Source organism: Variovorax sp. H27-G14, assembly GCF_046156345.1.
Classification (GTDB): Bacteria; Pseudomonadota; Gammaproteobacteria; order Burkholderiales; family Burkholderiaceae_C; genus Variovorax.
Window position 1 is genome coordinate 1,106,385 of record NZ_JAYLVN010000001.1, and the last position, 18,212, is coordinate 1,124,596.

An 18,212-nucleotide genomic window follows, 5' to 3' on the forward strand; every position below is an offset into this window, starting at 1 on the left:
ATTGGCTCCGCTTTGACACGCACGCAATATATTGCGCCAGCGACAAGGCGATGAGCTGTCGTTTCTCAGCGTTAGACCCGTCATCACGGCGCGTCCCAGTGCACGGCGTATTCCCTATCGGCGGGATTACCCCAAAGAAGTCTCTGCAAGGCGCAGGCAAAGTACTTCATGCATCCAGGTGCAGAGTTGAAATGAAGCACTAAATTGCATGTTTTGAGAAGCAACGCCCGCCCTAATCGGGCCCTCCCCCCTGAAGCCCAACCCGAGATACGTATGACGAGAGAAAACCATTCAAGCCGCTGGATCGGCGCAGCTGGCCTTGTCGCCTGCTCGACGCTGCTTGCTGCATGCGGCGCAGGCGGCTGGGTCGGCAAGCCCGCAACCCTGGCGGTACCGGACAAGACCTCGCTCGCCCGGGCTTGCGCCGGCATGGCCGGCAAAACGGTCTCGTCGGGGCAGATCGGGCTGACGAGCGGCAGAGCCACTGTGTCGTCGGCCGTGCTCGTACCCGCCGTCACTACCGCGCCGGCTTTCGCCGAATATTGCAGGGTGCAGGGCTCGATTGCGCCCCTTGCGGCGGGTGCCGATCCGATACGCTTTCAACTCAATCTGCCGACCACGTGGAACGAAAAGGCCGTCATGGTGGGTGGCGGCGGTTTCAACGGCACGGTCGTCGATGCCGTCGCCGCGCTTCGTGACGCGGCGCCCGGTCAAGCGCAACCAATCACTCAAGGTTTCGCGACCTTCGGCACCGACTCTGGCCACGACGGCACGAGCTACGGCGCTACCGATCCCGCCAAGTTTGCGTTGAACGACGAGATGTTCCTTAACTTCGCGCATCAGTCATACAAGAAGGTCAAGGACGTCGCGCACGTGTTGATGCAGCAGTACTACCTGCGCACGCCGCGCAAACAGTATTTCTATGGCGGGTCCGAGGGCGGGCGCGAAGGCCTCGTCATGGCGCAGCGCTACCCGCAAGATTTCGACGGCATCGTGTCCGTCGTGCCAGTGATCAACTGGACGGGGCTCTTCAATGGCTTCGTCAACTACCAGTTGCCGCAGTTCTCGGGCGGCGCAATCAACGCCAACAAGGTGCGCGTGCTCGCCAACTATGTGAACACCACATGCGACGCGCTGGACAACAGCGCAGATGGCGTGGTGAGCAACTATCTCGCTTGTCCGTCTCGTATCAACCTGCAGAGCCTGCGCTGCGCTGGAGGCAGCGACACGGGGGACACTTGCCTGTCCGACGCGCAACTCGCCGTGCTCAAGGCGTCGTACGGGCCGACAGTGCTGCCTTTCCCGCTTGCCAACGGTCTCACTGCCTACCCAGGCCGCCTGTACGGCGGAGAGATTCAACTGGGGGGTGAAGGCGTGAATCGCTGGGTGACGACGGGCCTTGTTCCCAACCTGCCACCGACTGCGGCAGACGCGCGCGGTGTGATCTACGGCAGCAGCTACGCCCGTTATGTGATCGCGAAGAACGCCGCCTTCGACATCCGCACATGGAGCGCTTTGAACTTTCAGGCGCGCATTCAGGAGGTGTCGGCGCTGATGGACTCGACCAACCCTGATCTTGCGGCCTTCCGCGCGCGGGGCGGCAAGCTTGTCATTCGCGAAAACTCTGGCGACTGGGCGCAAAGCCCGGTGGCTGGCATCCAGTACTACCAGAGCGTTGTCGACAAGCTGACGCAGCCGGTCGTCGACGAGTTTGTGCGCCTCTACGTGTCACCCGCGTCGAATCACGGTGGCACGGCGGCAAGCCTCAAGACAGGTGAAGAAATTCCCACCAATCACGATTTGCTCACGACGCTGGACAAATGGGTGACAAGTGGCGGCGCGCCAGCCGATGCACTCGTGCAGGTGCGCAACTCGCCTGCACCCCCCTTCGGCACTCTTGCGTCGCGCCCCATGTGCCGCTACCCGAACTACCCGGCGTACGCGTCAGGCGATGTGACGAAGGCTGAAAGCTATCGTTGTGTTGCGTCGTTGCCCTGACTCGTTGTGCCCTGCACGTAATCAGGGGTCGGTTGCCGGATGCTGCCCAGCATGGCGCGGCAAGCGGGAATCAATTGATGATCGGTCCCATGCCTGCGCGCACGCGCTCTTTGAGCTGCACTATGTACGCCACATCGAACAGTTCCCAGGTCTCCAGTTCGCCGATGACTCGAAGCGGCTCCAGGCTGCGGTACGAGCGTGTGGGATTGCCCGGAAACTTCTTGTCCGTGACGAGGGAAGGCTCCGCTTGGGAACCCAATGGTGCGTCGACGCAGGTGCAATGACGTTGCGCAGCGGGCGCAAGGCTCAACCCGCGCGTCGCGTGGCGGCCCAGTCCGTCAATATCCCCACCGCCTCGCGGTCCATCTTCTGTTCGGCCGGCAGGCTGCGCTGCGCCAGCGTGGCACCGGCCTCGATGCGCAGCACTTCCACATCGATAGGGTGGCGCGCCACCACACTCACACCGCTGAAAGCCTCACCCGATTGCGCAAGCGTCGCCGCGTAGTACAGCTTCGCAATGCCCGCAATGTGCATGGCCGCCACGCACATGGCGCAGGGCTCGCACGACGTGTATAGCTCGCAGCCCGCGAGGCTCACAGTGCCCAGCTTGCGGCACGCGTCGCGAATGGCTTCGACCTCGCCATGCGACGTCGGGTCCGAATGCGCGACGGAGTGGTTGAAACCTTCGCCGACGACTACGCCGTCTTTCACGACGACGGCGCCAAAGGGCTCGGTGCCGGGCGTGTGCAGCGCTTGCGCCGAAAGGGCCAGCGCACGTTGCATGAATTCTTGTCGGTACATGGGGTCAGGCCTTTCTTGCGGTGTCGGGCATGACGTGAGGTTGCGCGGCGCGAGGCACGGTCGTCGGTGCTGCGAACAGACCCGCCATCGCCTTGCCATAGCGCTTCGGGTCGAAGCACAGCATCAGCGGCAGCAGCACCACGACCACCGCCGCCAGGTAGGCCCACGCGAGCGTGAAGCCGCCAGTGTGCTCGCGCACCCAGCCGGTGACGAAGGGCGCCAGCGCCGCAATCATGAAGCCCACGCCTTGCATGAAGCCGGCCAGCGCGCCGGCCTGGGCGGGGTCGCTCAGGTGGTCGAGCGCCAGCACCATGCACAGCGCAAAGGCACCGCCCAGGCCGAAGCCCAGCACGATGGCCGTGGCCACGGCCGGCACCGGCAGCGCGAAGGTCAGCGTGCCGAAGCCCGCGAGTTGCGCCAGCAGCGTGAGCACCAGCCAGGGCCGCATGTCGCGCCCCCGGCTGCGCGCGAGCGCGGGCATGGCCAGCGCGGCCACCACCTGCGCCAGCGTCATCAGCGCGAGCATCGAGCCGCCCTGCTGCGCGCTCCAGCCCTGCTGCGCATAGAAGTGCGGCAGCCACGCGACCAGGCTGGTGTAGCCGCCGTTGATGAGGCCGAAGCACGCGGCCAGCAACCATGCGCGGCGGTTGCCGAAGCAGCGCCGCCATGAGAGGTTCTGGCGCGGTGCATCCGCGGTGAATGTCATGCGCCGCATGTTCAGCCAGTAGAGCAGCGCGAAGGTGGCCAGCAGCGACCAGATGGCCAGGCCCGCGTGCCAGTCGGGCTGCGCGCCGCCGAGCGCATGCGCCACCCACGGGCTGGCCATGGCGCCCAGGCCGCCGCCGCCCATGATGGCGGCCGAGTACAGCCCCGTCATCACGCCGATGCGCGTGGGGTACGCCTGCTTCACCACGCCGGACATCAGCGCCTGCACCAGGCCTACGCCCGCACCCGCGAGCGCGGCGCTCCACAGCAAGGCCGCCGCGCCACCCGCCACGTAGCGGCTGGCGCACGCGACGGCGATGGCTGCCAGGCCGCAGGCGATGCCGGCGCGCGCACCGATGCGCTGGCCGATGGCGGCGCCGAACAGCGACAGCGCGCCCATCGCAAACATCGGCAGCACGGTGAGCAAGGCCACTGCATGAAAGCCGATGCCCGTGGCCTGCCGGATGGCCGCCAGCAGCGGGCTGCTCGACGTGAGAAAGGCGCGCAGGTTCAGCGCCACCAGCACGATGACGACCGCAAAGGCCATGCCCGCGTCGCGGTGCGGGCGCGGCTGCGCCAGCGTCACAAGGCGGCCACGTCGGCCACGTCGGCCACATCGGCCACATCGGCCTCTAGCACGCCGTTGCGCGCCACGATGCGCCCGCCCGACACCACCAGTTGCCGCACCGGGCGCGACACCACGGCCTGCGCCACGGTCTGCGCGTTCAGCAGCACCAGGTCGGCGCGGTTGCCGGGAACCAGGCCATAGGCCTCGAAGCCGCAGCCGCGTGCGCCGGAGTGGGTGACAGTGTCCAGCGCCACGGCAATTTCGTCGTCGCGGCGCAGGTTGTAGCGCATGCCGATGAGCATGGCGCGCTCCAGCATGTCGGGGTTGCCGTAGGGCGACCAGGTGTCGCGAATGCCGTCGTTGCCGCCCAGCACGGTCACGCCCGCTTGCCGGCAGGCCATGAGCGGCGGCACGCTGCGCGAAGGGGGCGCGCTGGTGATGAGCACCACGCCCAGTTTGGCCATGCGTGCGAGCAGGGCTTCGCGTTCGCGTTCGGTAACACCCGCACCCACATCTCCGAGACAGAAGCCATGGCTGATCGCCACCTTGCCCTGCATGCCCAGCGCCTCGGTGCGCTGCAGGATGAGGTCGAGCGAAAACGCGCCCATCGCGCCGGGCTCGTGCAGGTGAATGTCGAGCGGGCGCTGGTGCTTGTGCGCAATGGCGAAGAGCACGTCGAGCGACTTCACCGGGTCGCCGTCGATGGCGCAGGGGTCGAGGCCGCCGAGCACGTCGGCGCCCATCGCCAGAGATTGGTCGAGCAGCTCGGCCGTGCCGGCGCGGCCCAGCAGGCCCGACTGCGGGAACGCGACGATCTGAATCTGCTGCACCTCGCGCAAGGCTTCGCGCGTGCGCAGCGTGCCTTCGAGGTGGCGCAGCCCGGCCTGGGTGTCGACGTCGACATGCGTGCGCAGGCGCGTGGTGCCCAGCGCGAGAAAGGCCTTGGCCAGCACCAGCGACTGCGCCGCGGCGTCGTGCCCGCTGGCGTGGCGAAAGGCGCGCTCGTTGTCGATCTTGTCGGTAAGGTTGCTGCCGACCTCGTTGCAGTACCAGTCCATGCCCCACATCGTCTTGTCGAGGTGGGTGTGGCCTTCGACCAGGCCGGGCAGCAGCAAGGCGCCCTGCCCGTCTTCGACGAGTGCGCCGGGCGGGGCGGGCAGCGCGGTGCCCAGCTCGGCGATGCGGCCGTCCTGCACGCGCACGTCGGTGGTGGCGCCGCCCATGGGGCGCACGTTGCGGATCAGGAGCGATGAGGACATGGGGTTCCGTTCTTTGAATACATCGAGCAGGTCTCAGGCAGGCTGTGCTGCCAGGTTGCGCGGCACGATGCGCGGCGTGAACAGCGCCACCGCCACGAACACCAGCGCATTGGTCGCCAGCGCCACCAGCCCGGTGTTGAGCGACTTGAACACCACCGGCGCCGCGGGAAACAGCGTACCCAGGTTCGAGCCCGTGGTCATCATGAAACCCAGCACCGCGCCGCCCGCCAGAATGCCCGCGAAGGCCGCATGCTTGTTGCCGAAGGGCTTCTTCATGAGGCTGAACAGCAGCGAGGGCAGCAACTGCGTGAGCAGGCTCGACGCAAAGATGGCCACCGACACAATGGTGCTGCCGCCGCGCAGCACAAAGTACACCGCCACCAGCGCAAACACCGGCAGCACGCCGCGCGCCACGCGCGACACCTGCTTGTCGGTGGCGTGGTGGGCAAAGCCTTCCTTGTAGACGTTCTTGCCGATCACGGTGGAGGCGGTGAGCAAGATCATCGAGCCCGGCACCAGCGCGGTGAGCACGCCCGTGCCGCCGATGACGCCCACGAACCATGGGTCGAAGGTGTGCTTCACCAGGCCGAACAGCGCCAAGTCGACCTCCGCGCCCTTCAGGCCCGGCACCTGCAGGATGGCCGCGAAGCCCACCAGAAACAGAAAGGCGATGACCACCTGGTACAGCGGCATCAGGATGGTGTTGCGCCGCACCGCGCTCGCGCTCTTGGCGGCATACACCGACGTCAGGTTGAACGGGTACAGGTAGTAGCCCAGCGCGGTGAGCAGAATGGTCGAGTTGTACCAGGTGAGGTTCAGGCCCTCTTTCGGGAACTCGAAGAAGGTGGGGTTGGCCGCGTGGATGGCGGTGAACATGGGCGTGACGCCGCCGTAGTAGTGCCACGGCAGGTAGATGCCCAGGAACACGGCCAGCGCCAGGATGAGCACGTCTTTCACAATGGCGATGCTGGCCGAGCCGTGAATGCCCGAGAACAGGATGTAGCTGACCATCAGCACGGTGCCGATCCAGATGGCCACCTGCGGCGCGATGGTGCCGTACGACGCCTCCGACACGATGATGCCCAGGCCGCGCAACTGAATGGTGAGCAGCGCCACCATGCCCATGAGCGCCACCACCGACACCAGCACGCCGAGCGGGCGGCTGTCGTACTTGTGGGCGAAGAAGTCGGAGAACGACACCAGCTTGTGCCTGGTGGCGTAGCGCCAGATGGCCGGCAGCATCCAGAAGGCCATGAGATAGGCCAGCCCGCCGTAGGCCAGGATGTAGAAGGCCGGCGTGCCCTTGCTGTAAGACCAGCCGCTGGCGCCCAGAAACGTGAAGGTGGAAAACGACTCCCCCGCCATCAGCAGGAACACCATGAGCGCGCCCAGCCCGCGCCCGCCCAGTGCCCATTGCTCCAGGCTCATGGTGCGCCCGCGCCGCGCGAGCACCGCCAGGCCCAGCGCGCCGATGACGAACAGCAAGATCACGCCGAGTGCGGCGTTCATCGCGCGGCTCCTTTTGCTGCATTGGCTGCGTTGGCGGCTTCAGCTGCGTCGGCTGCATCGAGGTCGCCTTCGGCGCGGTCGATGACCACCATGATCAGCGAGGTCAGCACCAGCCAGCTGACGTTCCACACCATCAGAAAAGGCATGCCCAGCACGAACGTGGGCGCGACGGACGACAGCCATCCCCCGCTGAAGAAAGCGGCGACCGGCAACGCGGCCAGCCATCTGGCGGATTTCATGGGGAGCCTCGATTCCTGCTTTGGTTGAAATTCAGATCTTATTTTGGTTAACCATGCTTATTTATTTTGGTTAACCAAACGGGGCGAATGGTACGGAGCGAGAGGGGCCGAGTCAATCCGGGGGATTTCCCGGAGGCGGCGGGGCGCGGGCAATAATCCCCACGCTCATTGCCAAGCCCATGCCTTCCACCGCACGCAAACCCCCTGCCCCAGCCACCGCACCCGAACCCACCGACGACGACGCGAACGTCGACGAGCGCGTGTACGCGGCCGTCTCCAAGGCCCTGCTGAGCGGCAAGCTGCGCCCTGGCACGCCGCTGCGCGAGCGCGCGCTGGCCGAGGCGCTGGGCTGCACGCGCGGCGCGGTGCGCAAGGTGCTGTCGCGGCTGGGTTCTGAAAAGCGCCTGGTGCTGGAGCACAACCGCGGCGCCTTCGTGCCCAACCCGTCGATCGACGACATGCGCGGCACCTACCGCGCGCGCCGCATCGTGGAGGCCGGGCTGGTGAGCACGCTGTTCGGCCGGCTGCAACGCGAGCAGGTGGCCGCGCTGCGCAAGCACGTGCAGGCGGAGCAGAAGGCGTTCAAGGAAGGCCGCCGCGAAGACGCGATACGGCTGGCCGGCGAGTTCCACATGCTGCTGGCGCAAATGGCGGGCAGCGACGAACTCATCTCCTACCTGCAGCGGCTGATTTCGCACACCGAGCTCTACAAGGCCCTGTACGACTCCGCCGAGGCCGCAAGCTGCGCGCCGCGCGAGCATGAGCAGATCATCGAAGCGCTGACGGGGAAGTCGCTGAGCGCGGCGCTGGCCGTGGCGCTGGAACACCTCGACGAGCTGGAGCAGCGCGTGATTGCGGGTGCGGCCGCGGAGCAGGAGGTGGATTTGGCGACGCTGCTGAATGGCGGGGCGGCTGCGGCGGCGCAGGGGCACGGGCACAGCCACTGAGGCGGTGCCGCTTTCACACTTCGCCCGCGGGCGAAACTTCCACACTTCGCCCACCAGCGAAGTGTCCGTGTGCCGGTCTCGCGAAGATCGGCGAACCATGCACAACACCCCTCTCGCCGCTTCAGGCCACTCCCGCGCTCTCGTCTTCGAATGGGTGCTGCTCGCGGTGCTCGCCACCTGCTGGGGCGCTTCGTACACCTTCATCAAGATCGGCGTGGAGACCCTTCCGCCGGTCACGCTGATTGCGGCGCGCACCTTCATTGCCGGCCTGCTGTTGCTCGCGGTGCTGCGCATGCGCGGCGTGCGGCTGCCCACGGAGCCGGCGATGTGGCGGCGCTTCTTGCTGCAGGCCTGCCTGAACAGCGTGCTGCCTTTCACGCTCATTGCGTGGGCCGAGCGCAGCGTGAGCGCCGGGCTGGCGACCATCCTGAACTCGACCTCGCCGATCTTCATTTTTTTGCTGGGTCTGCGCCTGGCGGGCGCCGAGAAGCCCACGCTGCGCCGCCTGTTCGGCGTGGGCGCGGGGCTGGCGGGCATCTGCCTGATCGTCGGCTTCGAGGCGCTGCACGAGCTCGGGGCTTCGCTGCTCGCGCAGCTCGCCCTGGTGGCTGCCGCCGTGTGCTACGGGTGCGCCGCGATGTTCGGTCGCGTGTTCAAGGGCCTGGACCCGATGGTGCCCGCGGCCGGCTCGCTGCTGAGCGGCGCGGCCCTGCTGCTGCCCGCGAGCCTGGCCATCGACAGGCCGTGGACGCTCGCGCCGTCCATGGCGTCGATGCTGGCGGTGCTGGCGCTCGCGGTGCTGTCGACCGCGTTGGCCTTCACCATCTACTTCCGCCTCATCAAGACGCTGGGCCCGATGTCGACCGCCGCGCAGGCTTACTTGCGCGTGCCCATCGGCGTGGCGATTGGCGTGGTGTTTCTGGGCGAGGCGCTGGCGCCCACGGCGTGGATGGGGCTGGCGTGCGTGATGGCCGGCGTCATTGCGATGACGATGCCCCAGTCACAACTTTTGCGCCGCGGCCTGCAATTTTTACGCGGCTTTTAGACGCTCGCTTCTACGCTGCCGGCTTCTCCATCCGTTAGCGAATTCCTTCGATGAAACACCTCCTTCGCATTGCCTTGCCGATGCTCGTTCTCCCCACTCTGGCAGCCCTTCCGATGGTTGCGAGCGCGCAGTTGTCGGGCAACGTGGCGCTCACCAGCAACTACAAGTTTCGTGGGCAGGACCAGGACATGCTGGGCAAGAACGACTATGCCAAGACCTCCGCCTTCAAGCCCGCCATTCAGGGCGGCCTGGACTACGCCTTTGGCGACAGCGGCTTCTACGTGGGCAACTGGAATTCGAGCGTCAACTGGCTGAAGGGCAACAGCATCGAGAGCGACCTTTACGGCGGCTACAAGTTCAAGGCAGGTCCGTTCGACATGGACGTGGGCGCGCTCACGTACCTGTACCCGGGCAATTCGTCGGGCAACACGACGGAGCTGTACGGCAGCGCGGGTTACACGAGCGAGGCCATCGGTTCGTTCACGCTGAAGTACTCGCACACGGTGTCGAAGGACTATTTCGGTTATGCGGGCAACAAGGCGGGATCGGGGCTGAAGGGCACGAATACCGGCTATCTGAACCTGGCCTACAGCAAGGAGATTGGTCCCAAGGTCACGTTGAAGGCGGCGGTGGGTTACACGAACATGTCGAGCGACATTCGCAGCCTGGGCTACAAGAGTTATGTGGACTACAACGTGGGCGCGTCTTACGACTTCGGCAATGGGTTGTCGTTGGCGGGGTCTGTGCAGGGTGCCAACAAGCAGAGTGCCTATCTTGCTGTGAGCAATCCGGGTGTCGACTTGGGCTTTGGTAGCTTCGGTCGGCAGACCTACTCGCCCAACAAGGCCCGGTTCATCCTTACGTTGACGAAGACGCTGTAGCGCTTCGTTGTTCAGGGCTGCTGTTCAGGGCGACGCTCACGCCGACGGGGTACCTTGCTCCGCGAATGTCCCCCGGCCTGCGGCCTCCTCCTTTATTTCGCTGCGCAAGGCACCCCGTCGACGTGAGCGTTTTCAGAGCCGGGGTTGATCAGCGGAACACCAGCGGCGTGCACTGGTGCGAAGGGCATCGGGTGCTCCCCGCAGCGAAATAAAGGAGGAGCGAAGCGGGGGACATTCGCGGAGGGGAGCACCCGGTGGCCTTCGCACGCGCCCTGAATGCCCCCGAATTCACTACGGCCACACAAGCCTAGTCAATGCTGATATTCGCAGCCTTGGCAACCTCGGCCCACTTCACGCGGTTCTCATGCACCGTCTTCTTGAACTGTGCCGGCGTCTCGATACGCACCGTATTGCCCTGACTCTCGAAACGCTCACGAATCTCCGGCGTCTCCAACACCGCCTTCACCGCGGCATTGAGCTTGTCGACGATCTGCGGGTCCGTGCCCTTGGGCGCGAAGATGCCGAACCAGATCGAGCTGTCGAAACCCTTCGTGCCCGGCAACCCGCTCGATGCAATCGTCGGCACCTCTTTCACCGCCGGCACCGCCGTGGCCGTCGTCACCCCCAGCAAACGTACCTTGCCCGCCTTGTAGTGCGGCAACACCGTCTGCACCTGATTCATGATGCAGCACGTCTCACCGCGCACCACCGACGTGATCGCCTCCGGCCCGCCCTTGTACGGCACATGCACCATCGTCAAACCCAGGCGCGAATTGAACTCCGCAAACGCCATGTGCGTGCCCGCGCCATTGCCTGTAGACGCATAGTTGTACTTGCCCGGGTTGGCCTTGACCAGCTCCACGAATTCCTTCAAGGTCTTGACGTTGATCACGTCGGGGTTGATGGTCAGCACGTTCGATACATCCAGCACCGGCGCCACCGCAATGAAGTCCGCCTCCACGTCGAACGGCAACTTCTTGTAGAGCGCCGCATTGCTGCCGTGCGTGGCCGCAGTGCCGAAAGCGAGCGTGTAGCCGTCGGGCTTGGCGTGGGCCACGTAGTCGCTGGCGATGTTGCCCGCGGCGCCGGACTTGTAATCGATGATGACCGGGCGGCCCAGCTGCTTGGCCAGCGGCTCCTGGATGGTGCGGGCGACCACGTCGACGCCCGAGCCGGCCGGAAAGCCCATGATCAATGTCACGGGCTGCTGGGGCCAGTCTTGCTGCGCGAAAGCAGCGGGAGCGGCCAGCGATGCGGCGGCCAGAACGAGGGCGCCGAGAGCGGTACGGCGGACAACAAAACGGCAGAGGGGAGAATGGACCATGACAGCCTTTCAGTCTTTCTTCAGGGCAAACAATGCAGGCGAGCGCGAATTGTGGCGCGCGGCTGATGCCCGAATCCATATGAGCTTATGCAACCGGTGCGCCGTGACAAGCACTTACCGCGCCCGCTCCCGATAATCCCCCCATGGTCCGCCCCTCCCAACAACTCCACCCCTACCGCGAACCCGCCGCGGTGCGCGCCGCCGCCACCGTGCTGCTGCTGCGCGACACCCCAGCCGGTTTCGAGGTGCTCATGACGCGCCGCTCGGCCACCGCCAGCTTTGCGCCCGGCGCCTATGTGTTTCCCGGCGGTCACATCGACGCGGCCGACGAAGCCGCCAAGCGCATCGCCACGCGCCGCCCCACGCAAAGCCGCGTGCAACGCACGCAGGCCATCGCGGCCATTCGCGAGGCCTTCGAAGAACTGGGCATTCTGCTGGCGCACCACGCCGACGGCCGCCCGGTGACCGACGCCGACATCGCATCGATGGACCGCAAGGACACCGCAGGCGCCGCCTTTGCCGACCAGTGCGCGGCACGCGGGCTGGTGCTCGACTCCGACCAGGTGTTCACCCTTGCGCACTGGATCACCGACCGCGACCTGCCCAGGCGCTTCGACGTGCCGTTTCTGGTGGCGCGCATGCCGGATGGGCAAACACCCTCGGCCGACGAAAGCGAGCAGTTCGAGCCCAGCTGGGTGCGCCCCGCCGACGCGCTCGCGCGGCATGCGCAGGGCAGCTTCTTCATGATTTTTCCGACCGTGCGCACGCTGCAGCGCATGGCCGCGTACACCACGGTCGACTCTGTGCTCGCGGCCTGCGCACCGGCCGGTGCCGGCGAGGCGCCGCTGTGGACCAGTTGCCCGCGCGGCGGCCTGCTCAAGGGCGAAGACGTGCGCTACATGGAGCACGAGCAGCCCTTCGGCGAGCTGGCGCTGGTGTGCCCCGACGGCCAGATGCTGCATGCGCTCGACTGGCGCAGCGAGCAGCCCGTGGCGCTGCTGAAGAACGTGATGCGCCTGACCGCGCCCAACCCCAGCGCCATGACCGGCCCGGGCACCAACAGCTACATCGTGGGCGACGCGGCCACCGGCTACACCGTGATCGACCCGGGCCCGAACGACTTCGACCACATCGGGCGGCTGTGGCGCCTCACGCAGGGCGACGTGCGCATGATCGTGTGCACGCATTCGCATGCCGACCATTCGCCGGGCGCGGCGCCGCTGCAGGCGCTGTGCAAGGGCACGAAACCGCCGATTCTGGGCCTGTCTTCCGCGCCCACCGCGCGCTCGTCCGCGCGCTTCACGGCCGAGCGCGAGCTGGCCGACGGCGAGCGGCTGGTGCTGAGCGGCACCACTGCCGAGGGCGACGCACTCGCCCACACGCTGCGCGTGATCCACACGCCCGGCCATGCGGCCAACCACCTGTGCCTGGTGCTGGAAGAAGACGGCCTGCTGTTCTCGGGCGACCACATCCTGAACGGCAGCACCACGGTGGTCGACCCGCCCGACGGCGACATGACGGCCTACCTCGACTCGCTGGACGCGCTGGACGCGGCCTGCGAGGCAGGCGGCGTTGAATTCATCCTGCCCGCGCACGGCTACGTGATCGGCTTTGCCCGCACCGCCATCGGCATGCTGAAGGCGCACCGCCTGAAGCGCGAGGCCAAGATTGCCGCCGCCATGCACGCGCTGCCCGACGGCACCCCCGAACAATGGCTGCCCATTGCCTACGACGACGTGCCAGAGCGCATGTGGCCGGTGGCGGCACGCTCGCTGGCCGCGCATGTGGCGCGCATCCGGCAACTGACTGCAACCCGATGAACAAGAACGACAAGAACACCCCTCAAGACGAAGGCATTCGCCTGGCCAAGCGCGTGGCCGCGCTGGCCGGCGTGTCGCGCCGCGAAGCCGAGCTGCTGATTGAAAACGGCTCGGTGCGCGTGGACGGCGTGCAGCAGATGCTGCCGCAGTCGCGCGTGCTGGCGCACCAGCAGGTGGAGATTGCCGCGGGCGCCAAGCCCGAGCCGATCGTGCCCGTCACCCTGCTGCTGTACAAGCCCGCGGGCGTGCCGACCGACAAGGCGCACCGCCTGCTGGTGGCCGCGAACCACCATGAGCCCGAGCGCGCCGGCCAGAAGTTTCTGGCGGTGCATGTGAAGGGCCAGCAGTGCATGACGCCGCTGGAAACCGGCGCCAGCGGCCTGGTCGCGTACACGCAGGAGTTCCGCATCGAACGCAAGCTGCAGGAAGACGCCGGCATCCTCGAGCACGAGGTGATGGTCGACGTGGCCGGCCAGGTGAGCCCCGAGGTGCTTGCGCGGCTGGAGCGCTCGCCCGCGCGCGTGAGCATCGGGCGCCAGAGCGACGAGCAGACCGGCCTGCGCTTTGCGCTGAAGGGCGCGCAGCCGGGGCAGATCGCGCACATTTGCGACCATGTGGAGCTGCGCATTCTTGCGATGCGCCGCATCCGCATCGGCCGCGTGCCGCTGGCGGGGCTGCAGCCCGGCCAGTGGCGCTACCTCGCTCCCCACGAGCGTTTTTGAGGCGCGAGCACAACGACAGGAGCCACCGGCTCCGCACAGCGCCCCCGACGATGCACCGCATGTTCGCGGACTGCAATTTTCAGCCTGCGGCATTCGCATGCCGCCGACAGGAGACTCAGCCATGAAGTTCGGCACACCGAGCAAAGCCCTGGCCTGCACCTTGCCCCTGGCACTGGTGACGGGCTGCAGTTTTTTCACACCCGCACCCTCCGCGCCGTCCGCGGTGCGCCCTGCCCCGCCACCGGCGGTGATCACGCGGGATGGGCTGGCGCCCATCACCGAGGCGCAGGTGGAACGCATCCGCGAGGCACTGGACGCCAAGCCTTCCACGCCAGCCATAGGCAATGTGCTGCGCAGCGCGTCGCCCACCATCGAGTCGTTCGTGCGCACCGAAGGCTGCATCACCGCGCGCAACGGCACGGTGCTCGGCCCCTTCGCGGCGCCGAGCACGCTGTTCGACGGCAAGGGCTTCCAGGGCGGCCCGATGGCCGAGATGCAGTTCCATGACAAGACCGCCTGCGCGACGGTGCAGCGCATGCAGAACTGGAAAATGGTCACGCCGAAGCTGCTGCGCTTCGAGATCGTCTACGTGGGCGACGACGGCGAAGAACGCGCCGTGAAGCGCCACGAGCTCACACGCCAGCCGAAGGGCGGCTGGCTCTTTACGCGTTGAGCCAGCCGAAGGGCGGCTGGCTGTTTACGCGTTGAGCCAGCCCAAAGGCGGCTGGCTGTTCACGCGCTGAGCTTCGCTTCCGCCGTGCGCCGTTGCGCGCGCAGCGCCACCGCAAACGACAGCTGCGCCACGATGCCCGCCCCCGCCAGCACGATGGCCGAGGCCAGCGCGGGGTTGCGGTGCCCCATGCCCGCGAGCGCAGTGCACAGCGCACCCACGGCCATCTGCGTGAAGCCGTACAGGCCCGATGCCGAGCCGATGACCTGCGGGTTCACGCTGATCGCCTGCGTGAGCGCGGCCGGCGAGGCCATGCCGGCGCCCACCGTGTACAGAAACATGCAGCTGACGATGAGCGGCACCGACAGGTGCTCGCTCAGCGCCGCGCCAAGCAGCACGAAGGCCGCGAGCATGCTCAGCAAATTGGCGCGCGTCATGAGCCGGTCGACGCGCACGCGCGAGATCAGGTGGCTGGTGAGAAAGCTGCCGAGCCAAACGCCCGACACCAATATCGCCAGGTAGATGCCCGCCTCGTGCGCGGGCCGGTGCAACTGGTCCACGAAGATGAAAGGCGCCGACGCAATGAAGGCATACATCGACGTGGTGGCGCAACCGCCGCCCACGGAAAAACCCAGAAAGGCCGGCGAGGCCAGCAGCTTCCTGTAGTTGCGCGCCAGGTCGCGCGCGTTCACTGCCGCACCGGGCGCGCCGGTCTCGGGCAGCAGGCGCCAGGTGGCCACGAAGCCGATGGCGCCGAGCGCAAACAGCGCATAGAAGATCGAGCGCCAGCCCAGCGCGGTGGCCAGCGCGCCGCCAATCAGCGGTGCAAGGCTGGGGCCGACGGTGACCATCAGGTTCATCAGCGCAAGGCGCTGCGTGGCCTCCTGCGGCCCGGCGGTGTCGCGCACGATGCTGCGCCCCAGCACCAGCCCGGCGCAGCCGCCCACGGCCTGGAACAGGCGCGCGGCAATCAGCGCATGCACATCGGGCGCCACTGCCGCCGCCAGGCCGGCCACGCAGTACAGGCCGAGCCCCAGCAGCAGCACCGGGCGCCGCCCATAGCGGTCGGCCAGCGGGCCGTACACCAGCTGCCCCACGGCCAGGCCGAAGATGTAGAGGCTCACCGTCATCTGCATGGCGCCCATGCCGGCCCCCAGGCTCTGCGCGGCAATGGGCAGCGCGGGCACGAAGATGTGCATGGCCAGCGTGCCGCTGAAGGTGACCAGCGCAAGCAGCCACAGCGGCGCGTGTGCGCGGCGCTGTGGCTCGGCGGGGGCGGGCTCTGTCATTGCCGGATGGTGGTCGCTTCAGCCGGCACGGCGCCCTGCGCCAGGTTGGCGTCAGCGGGTTCCCAGCCGCCGCCCAGTGCCATGAACAGCACGACCTGGTCGTCGGCCAGTTGCGCCTCGCTGGCCGCAAGCATGGCTTCGCTGCTGGCCAGCGAGCGCTCGGCGTCGAGCGAGTCGAGGTAGCCGGTGCGCCCGTTCTGGTAGAGCTGGCGCGCCTGCGCGGCAACCTTGGCGCTCTCGTCGCGCGAGGCCTGCAGCGCGGCATGGCGGTCGAGCTCGCGGGCGTAGGTGGCGAGCGCGGTTTCGGTTTCGCGCAGCGCGGTGAGCACGGTGCCGTCGAACCTGGCGAGCGCGGCGCGCGTGCCGGCCTCGGCCTGCGCAATGTGCGACTGCACCACGCCGGTGTTGGGCAAGGTCCAGGAGATCAGCGGGCCCAGGCTCCAGGCAAAGGTGTCCTTGCGGCCGAAGCCGTCGGCATGGCCCACCGAAGAGCCCGAGAGGCCGAGCGTGATCTTCGGGTACAGGTCGGCCGTGGCAATGCCGATGCGTGCGGTCGATGCGGCCAGGCTGCGTTCGGCCTGGCGGATGTCGGGGCGGCGGCGCAGCAGCGCGGCGCCGTCGCCGACCGGCAGCGCACCGGCCACACGCGGCGGCACGGTGCAGTCGGCCACCTCGCGCGGAAAGTCTTGCGGCAGCGCGCCGGTGAGCGTGGCCAGGCGATAGAGCGCGCCCTGGCGTTCGGCCTTGAGCGGCGGCAGCGACGCATTGAGCTGCTGCAGTTGCGCACGGGCGCGGTTGGCGTCGATGGCACCGGCACGGCCCGCGCGTTGCAGGCGGTCGGTGACGTTCACCGCGTCTTGCTGCAGCGACACCGACTTCTGCGCAATCTGCAGCCGAAGGCCGGTGGAGCAGGCCTCTGCATAGGCGCGCGCAGTGCCGGCCGCGACGTTCACGCGTACCAGGTCGAGCGCGGCTTCAGAGGCTTGGGTGTTGGCCTGCGAGGCTTCGATGCCGCGGCGGATCTGGCCGAACAAATCGACCTGGTAGGACAACGAAGCGCCCGCGCCGTAGTTGAAGGTGCTCGGCGGCTCGTAGCCCTTTTGCAGCAGCGACAGGCCCGACACATGGCCGAACGACGGGCCGCCGTTCACGCCGAGCGTGGGGTACTTGGCACCGGCCACTTCGTCTTCGATGGCGCGTTCGCGTTCGAGGTTGGCCACGGCCTGGCGCAGGTCAGTGTTGTGCACCAGGGCTTGCGCCACGAGCTTGTCGAGCAGCGGGTCGTGGTACAGGCGCCACCAGTGCGCGGGCAGCGGCGCGGCGTTGGCGGGGGCCTCGGCAAAGGGCCGGGCGGCGGCGGCCTGGCTGGCCAGCGCCTCGGGCGGCTGGTGGTAGTCGGGGCCGACCGCCGCACAGGCGGCGAGCGCGGCCGCGGCGGCAATGGTCGCGATGCGGCATGCCGAGCGAGTGGCGAAGCCAGTCATCTGATTCATCCCTTCTGTGCGGCAGGCGCGGTGGCTGCGGCATTGCGAGCCGCCTTGTTCTCCAGCACCTGCACCGTGACCGTCTGCCCCGACACCAGGCGCACGCCCTGCGGCAGCGGGTCGAGCTTGATGCGCACCGGAATGCGTTGCGCCAGCCGCACCCAGTTGAAGGTGGGGTTCACGCTGGGCAGCAGGTTGGCGCTGGTGGAGCGGTCGTGGTCGGCAATGCCGGCGGCCACGCTGTCGACCGCGCCTTCGAGCACCGCGCCGCCACCCATGGCGGTCACGCGCACGCGGTCGCCCAGGTGAATGCGCGGCAGCTTGGTTTCTTCGAAGTAGCCCTCGACGTAGAACGACTGCGCATCCACCAGCGCCAGCACCGGGCGCCCGGCTGCGGCGTAGCTGCCCTGGCGCAAATCGAGGTTGGTGACCAGGCCGTCGGTGGGCGCGCGCACTTCGGCGCGTTGCAGGTTCAGGCGGGCCGCGTCCAGCGCCACTTCGGCCTGCGCAACCGCGGCCTGCATCTGCTCGACACGCGAGCGGGTCTGCTCGCGCGACTCCTTGGAGATGAGGTCGTCCAGCCCCACGTTGCGCTGGTTCTCGCGCTGCACCTGGGCGCTCATGGCGCGTTGCGCGGCCAGCGCGGCCTGGGCCTGGCGCACGGCAAGGTCGTAGCGCGCGCGGTCCACCTCGAACAGCAGCGTGCCGGCGGCCACCGACTGGTTGTCGCGAATGGGCACGGCGGTGACCAGGCCCGACACGTCGGGCGCAATCTGCACGACGTTGGCGCGCACGCGGCCGTCGCGCGTCCACGGCGCCAGCTCGTAGTGGTCCCACAGGCGCAGGCCCGCCCACACGGCGGCGGCCACCACCACGACGGTCAGAAGAACACGCCCCAGGCGCGGGGCCCAGGGGTTGTCGAAGAAGGGACTGGCTTTCATGGGAATCTCG

Annotated in this window: 17 protein-coding genes; 7 read left to right on the forward strand and 10 right to left on the reverse strand. The window is 67.6% G+C overall.

What is annotated here, in order from left to right; all coding sequences use genetic code 11:
* Positions 1-273 precede the first annotated feature (273 nt).
* Positions 274-1,998: a tannase/feruloyl esterase family alpha/beta hydrolase gene (locus VLK31_RS05115; protein WP_409167274.1), complete on the forward strand. Its 1,725-nt coding sequence runs from the start codon at positions 274-276 to the stop codon at positions 1,996-1,998.
* Positions 1,999-2,068: 70 nt separating this feature from the next.
* Here the strand turns inward: VLK31_RS05115 and VLK31_RS05120 are convergent, their stop codons facing one another.
* From VLK31_RS05120 to VLK31_RS05145, 6 genes are read right to left on the reverse strand one after another with little or no spacing between them, the layout of a single operon-like run.
* The gene (locus VLK31_RS05120; protein WP_409167275.1) at positions 2,069-2,308 is read right to left on the reverse strand and encodes an NAD(+)--rifampin ADP-ribosyltransferase; all 240 of its coding nucleotides are present in this window, start codon (positions 2,306-2,308) and stop codon (positions 2,069-2,071) included.
* Positions 2,305-2,799, reverse strand: a complete 495-nt coding sequence (locus tag VLK31_RS05125; protein ID WP_409167276.1) for a nucleoside deaminase — start codon at positions 2,797-2,799, stop codon at positions 2,305-2,307. Before VLK31_RS05125 ends, VLK31_RS05120 begins: the two co-directional genes overlap by 4 nt.
* 4 nt (positions 2,800-2,803) lie before the next feature.
* Entirely contained in the window at positions 2,804-4,090 is a 1,287-nt protein-coding gene (locus VLK31_RS05130) for a cyanate transporter (protein WP_409167277.1), read from the reverse strand.
* Positions 4,087-5,331 carry an amidohydrolase family protein gene (locus VLK31_RS05135; protein ID WP_409167278.1) on the reverse strand — a complete coding sequence of 415 codons (1,245 nt, stop codon included), beginning with the start codon at positions 5,329-5,331 and terminating at the stop codon, positions 4,087-4,089. Before VLK31_RS05135 ends, VLK31_RS05130 begins: the two co-directional genes overlap by 4 nt.
* A gap of 33 nt (positions 5,332-5,364) precedes the next feature.
* Positions 5,365-6,840: a sodium:solute symporter gene (locus VLK31_RS05140; RefSeq protein WP_409167279.1), complete on the reverse strand. Its 1,476-nt coding sequence runs from the start codon at positions 6,838-6,840 to the stop codon at positions 5,365-5,367.
* Positions 6,837-7,079 (reverse strand): DUF3311 domain-containing protein, encoded by a 243-nt coding sequence (locus tag VLK31_RS05145; RefSeq protein WP_409167280.1) that lies wholly within the window; start codon positions 7,077-7,079, stop codon positions 6,837-6,839. Before VLK31_RS05145 ends, VLK31_RS05140 begins: the two co-directional genes overlap by 4 nt.
* A 179-nt stretch (positions 7,080-7,258) precedes the next feature.
* Here VLK31_RS05145 and VLK31_RS05150 point away from each other — a divergent pair, with 179 nt between their 5' ends.
* The 3 genes from VLK31_RS05150 (at position 7,259) to VLK31_RS05160 (ending at position 9,952) form a co-directional block, all read left to right on the forward strand.
* Positions 7,259-8,026, forward strand: coding sequence for a GntR family transcriptional regulator (locus VLK31_RS05150; protein ID WP_409167281.1), 768 nt, complete (start codon positions 7,259-7,261; stop codon positions 8,024-8,026).
* Between the two features lie 97 nt (positions 8,027-8,123).
* Positions 8,124-9,071 carry a DMT family transporter gene (locus tag VLK31_RS05155; RefSeq protein WP_409167282.1) on the forward strand — a complete coding sequence of 316 codons (948 nt, stop codon included), beginning with the start codon at positions 8,124-8,126 and terminating at the stop codon, positions 9,069-9,071.
* 50 nt (positions 9,072-9,121) lie between these two features.
* On the forward strand, positions 9,122-9,952 hold the full coding sequence (locus VLK31_RS05160; protein WP_409167283.1) for a TorF family putative porin: 831 nt from the start codon (positions 9,122-9,124) through the stop codon (positions 9,950-9,952).
* 307 nt (positions 9,953-10,259) lie between these two features.
* Here VLK31_RS05160 and VLK31_RS05165 read toward each other — a convergent pair whose 3' ends face one another.
* On the reverse strand, positions 10,260-11,276 hold the full coding sequence (locus tag VLK31_RS05165) for a Bug family tripartite tricarboxylate transporter substrate binding protein (protein ID WP_409167284.1): 1,017 nt from the start codon (positions 11,274-11,276) through the stop codon (positions 10,260-10,262).
* A 143-nt stretch (positions 11,277-11,419) separates the two neighbouring features.
* On the opposite strand from VLK31_RS05165, the gene VLK31_RS05170 reads away from it, so the two are divergent.
* The 3 genes from VLK31_RS05170 to VLK31_RS05180 all read left to right on the forward strand — a co-directional run bounded on the left by VLK31_RS05170 (position 11,420) and on the right by VLK31_RS05180 (position 14,491).
* Complete coding sequence (locus tag VLK31_RS05170; RefSeq protein ID WP_409167285.1) at positions 11,420-13,096, forward strand: MBL fold metallo-hydrolase; 1,677 nt, start codon at positions 11,420-11,422, stop codon at positions 13,094-13,096.
* Complete coding sequence (locus VLK31_RS05175) at positions 13,093-13,818, forward strand: RNA pseudouridine synthase (protein WP_409167286.1); 726 nt, start codon at positions 13,093-13,095, stop codon at positions 13,816-13,818. Before VLK31_RS05170 ends, VLK31_RS05175 begins: the two co-directional genes overlap by 4 nt.
* A 121-nt stretch (positions 13,819-13,939) precedes the next feature.
* Positions 13,940-14,491, forward strand: a complete 552-nt coding sequence (locus VLK31_RS05180) for a hypothetical protein (RefSeq protein ID WP_409167287.1) — start codon at positions 13,940-13,942, stop codon at positions 14,489-14,491.
* A gap of 59 nt (positions 14,492-14,550) precedes the next feature.
* On the opposite strand, the gene VLK31_RS05185 is transcribed toward VLK31_RS05180, so the two are convergent.
* From VLK31_RS05185 to VLK31_RS05195, 3 genes are read right to left on the reverse strand one after another with little or no spacing between them, the layout of a single operon-like run.
* Complete coding sequence (locus VLK31_RS05185; protein WP_409167288.1) at positions 14,551-15,777, reverse strand: multidrug effflux MFS transporter; 1,227 nt, start codon at positions 15,775-15,777, stop codon at positions 14,551-14,553.
* Entirely contained in the window at positions 15,774-17,270 is a 1,497-nt protein-coding gene (locus VLK31_RS05190; protein WP_409167289.1) for a TolC family protein, read from the reverse strand. Before VLK31_RS05190 ends, VLK31_RS05185 begins: the two co-directional genes overlap by 4 nt.
* Positions 17,267-18,202: an efflux RND transporter periplasmic adaptor subunit gene (locus VLK31_RS05195; protein WP_409167290.1), complete on the reverse strand. Its 936-nt coding sequence runs from the start codon at positions 18,200-18,202 to the stop codon at positions 17,267-17,269. The genes VLK31_RS05190 and VLK31_RS05195 overlap by 4 nt, the downstream gene beginning before the upstream one ends.
* Between the last annotated feature and the right edge of the window lie 10 nt (positions 18,203-18,212).

Bases quoted from the DNA above. Each gene is read 5' to 3' on its own strand.
- VLK31_RS05180 (WP_409167287.1), top strand. From the start codon at position 13,940: ATGAAGTTCGGCACACCGAGCAAAGCCCTGGCCTGCACCTTGCCCCTG.
- VLK31_RS05195 (WP_409167290.1), bottom strand. From the start codon at position 18,202: ATGAAAGCCAGTCCCTTCTTCGACAACCCCTGGGCCCCGCGCCTGGGG.
- VLK31_RS05135 (WP_409167278.1), bottom strand. From the start codon at position 5,331: ATGTCCTCATCGCTCCTGATCCGCAACGTGCGCCCCATGGGCGGCGCC.
- VLK31_RS05155 (WP_409167282.1), top strand. From the start codon at position 8,124: ATGCACAACACCCCTCTCGCCGCTTCAGGCCACTCCCGCGCTCTCGTC.
- VLK31_RS05115 (WP_409167274.1), top strand. From the start codon at position 274: ATGACGAGAGAAAACCATTCAAGCCGCTGGATCGGCGCAGCTGGCCTT.
- VLK31_RS05190 (WP_409167289.1), bottom strand. From the start codon at position 17,270: ATGAATCAGATGACTGGCTTCGCCACTCGCTCGGCATGCCGCATCGCG.
- VLK31_RS05165 (WP_409167284.1), bottom strand. From the start codon at position 11,276: ATGGTCCATTCTCCCCTCTGCCGTTTTGTTGTCCGCCGTACCGCTCTC.
- VLK31_RS05170 (WP_409167285.1), top strand. From the start codon at position 11,420: ATGGTCCGCCCCTCCCAACAACTCCACCCCTACCGCGAACCCGCCGCG.
- VLK31_RS05175 (WP_409167286.1), top strand. From the start codon at position 13,093: ATGAACAAGAACGACAAGAACACCCCTCAAGACGAAGGCATTCGCCTG.
- VLK31_RS05160 (WP_409167283.1), top strand. From the start codon at position 9,122: ATGAAACACCTCCTTCGCATTGCCTTGCCGATGCTCGTTCTCCCCACT.
- VLK31_RS05145 (WP_409167280.1), bottom strand. From the start codon at position 7,079: ATGAAATCCGCCAGATGGCTGGCCGCGTTGCCGGTCGCCGCTTTCTTC.
- VLK31_RS05185 (WP_409167288.1), bottom strand. From the start codon at position 15,777: ATGACAGAGCCCGCCCCCGCCGAGCCACAGCGCCGCGCACACGCGCCG.
- VLK31_RS05125 (WP_409167276.1), bottom strand. From the start codon at position 2,799: ATGTACCGACAAGAATTCATGCAACGTGCGCTGGCCCTTTCGGCGCAA.
- VLK31_RS05150 (WP_409167281.1), top strand. From the start codon at position 7,259: ATGCCTTCCACCGCACGCAAACCCCCTGCCCCAGCCACCGCACCCGAA.
- VLK31_RS05140 (WP_409167279.1), bottom strand. From the start codon at position 6,840: ATGAACGCCGCACTCGGCGTGATCTTGCTGTTCGTCATCGGCGCGCTG.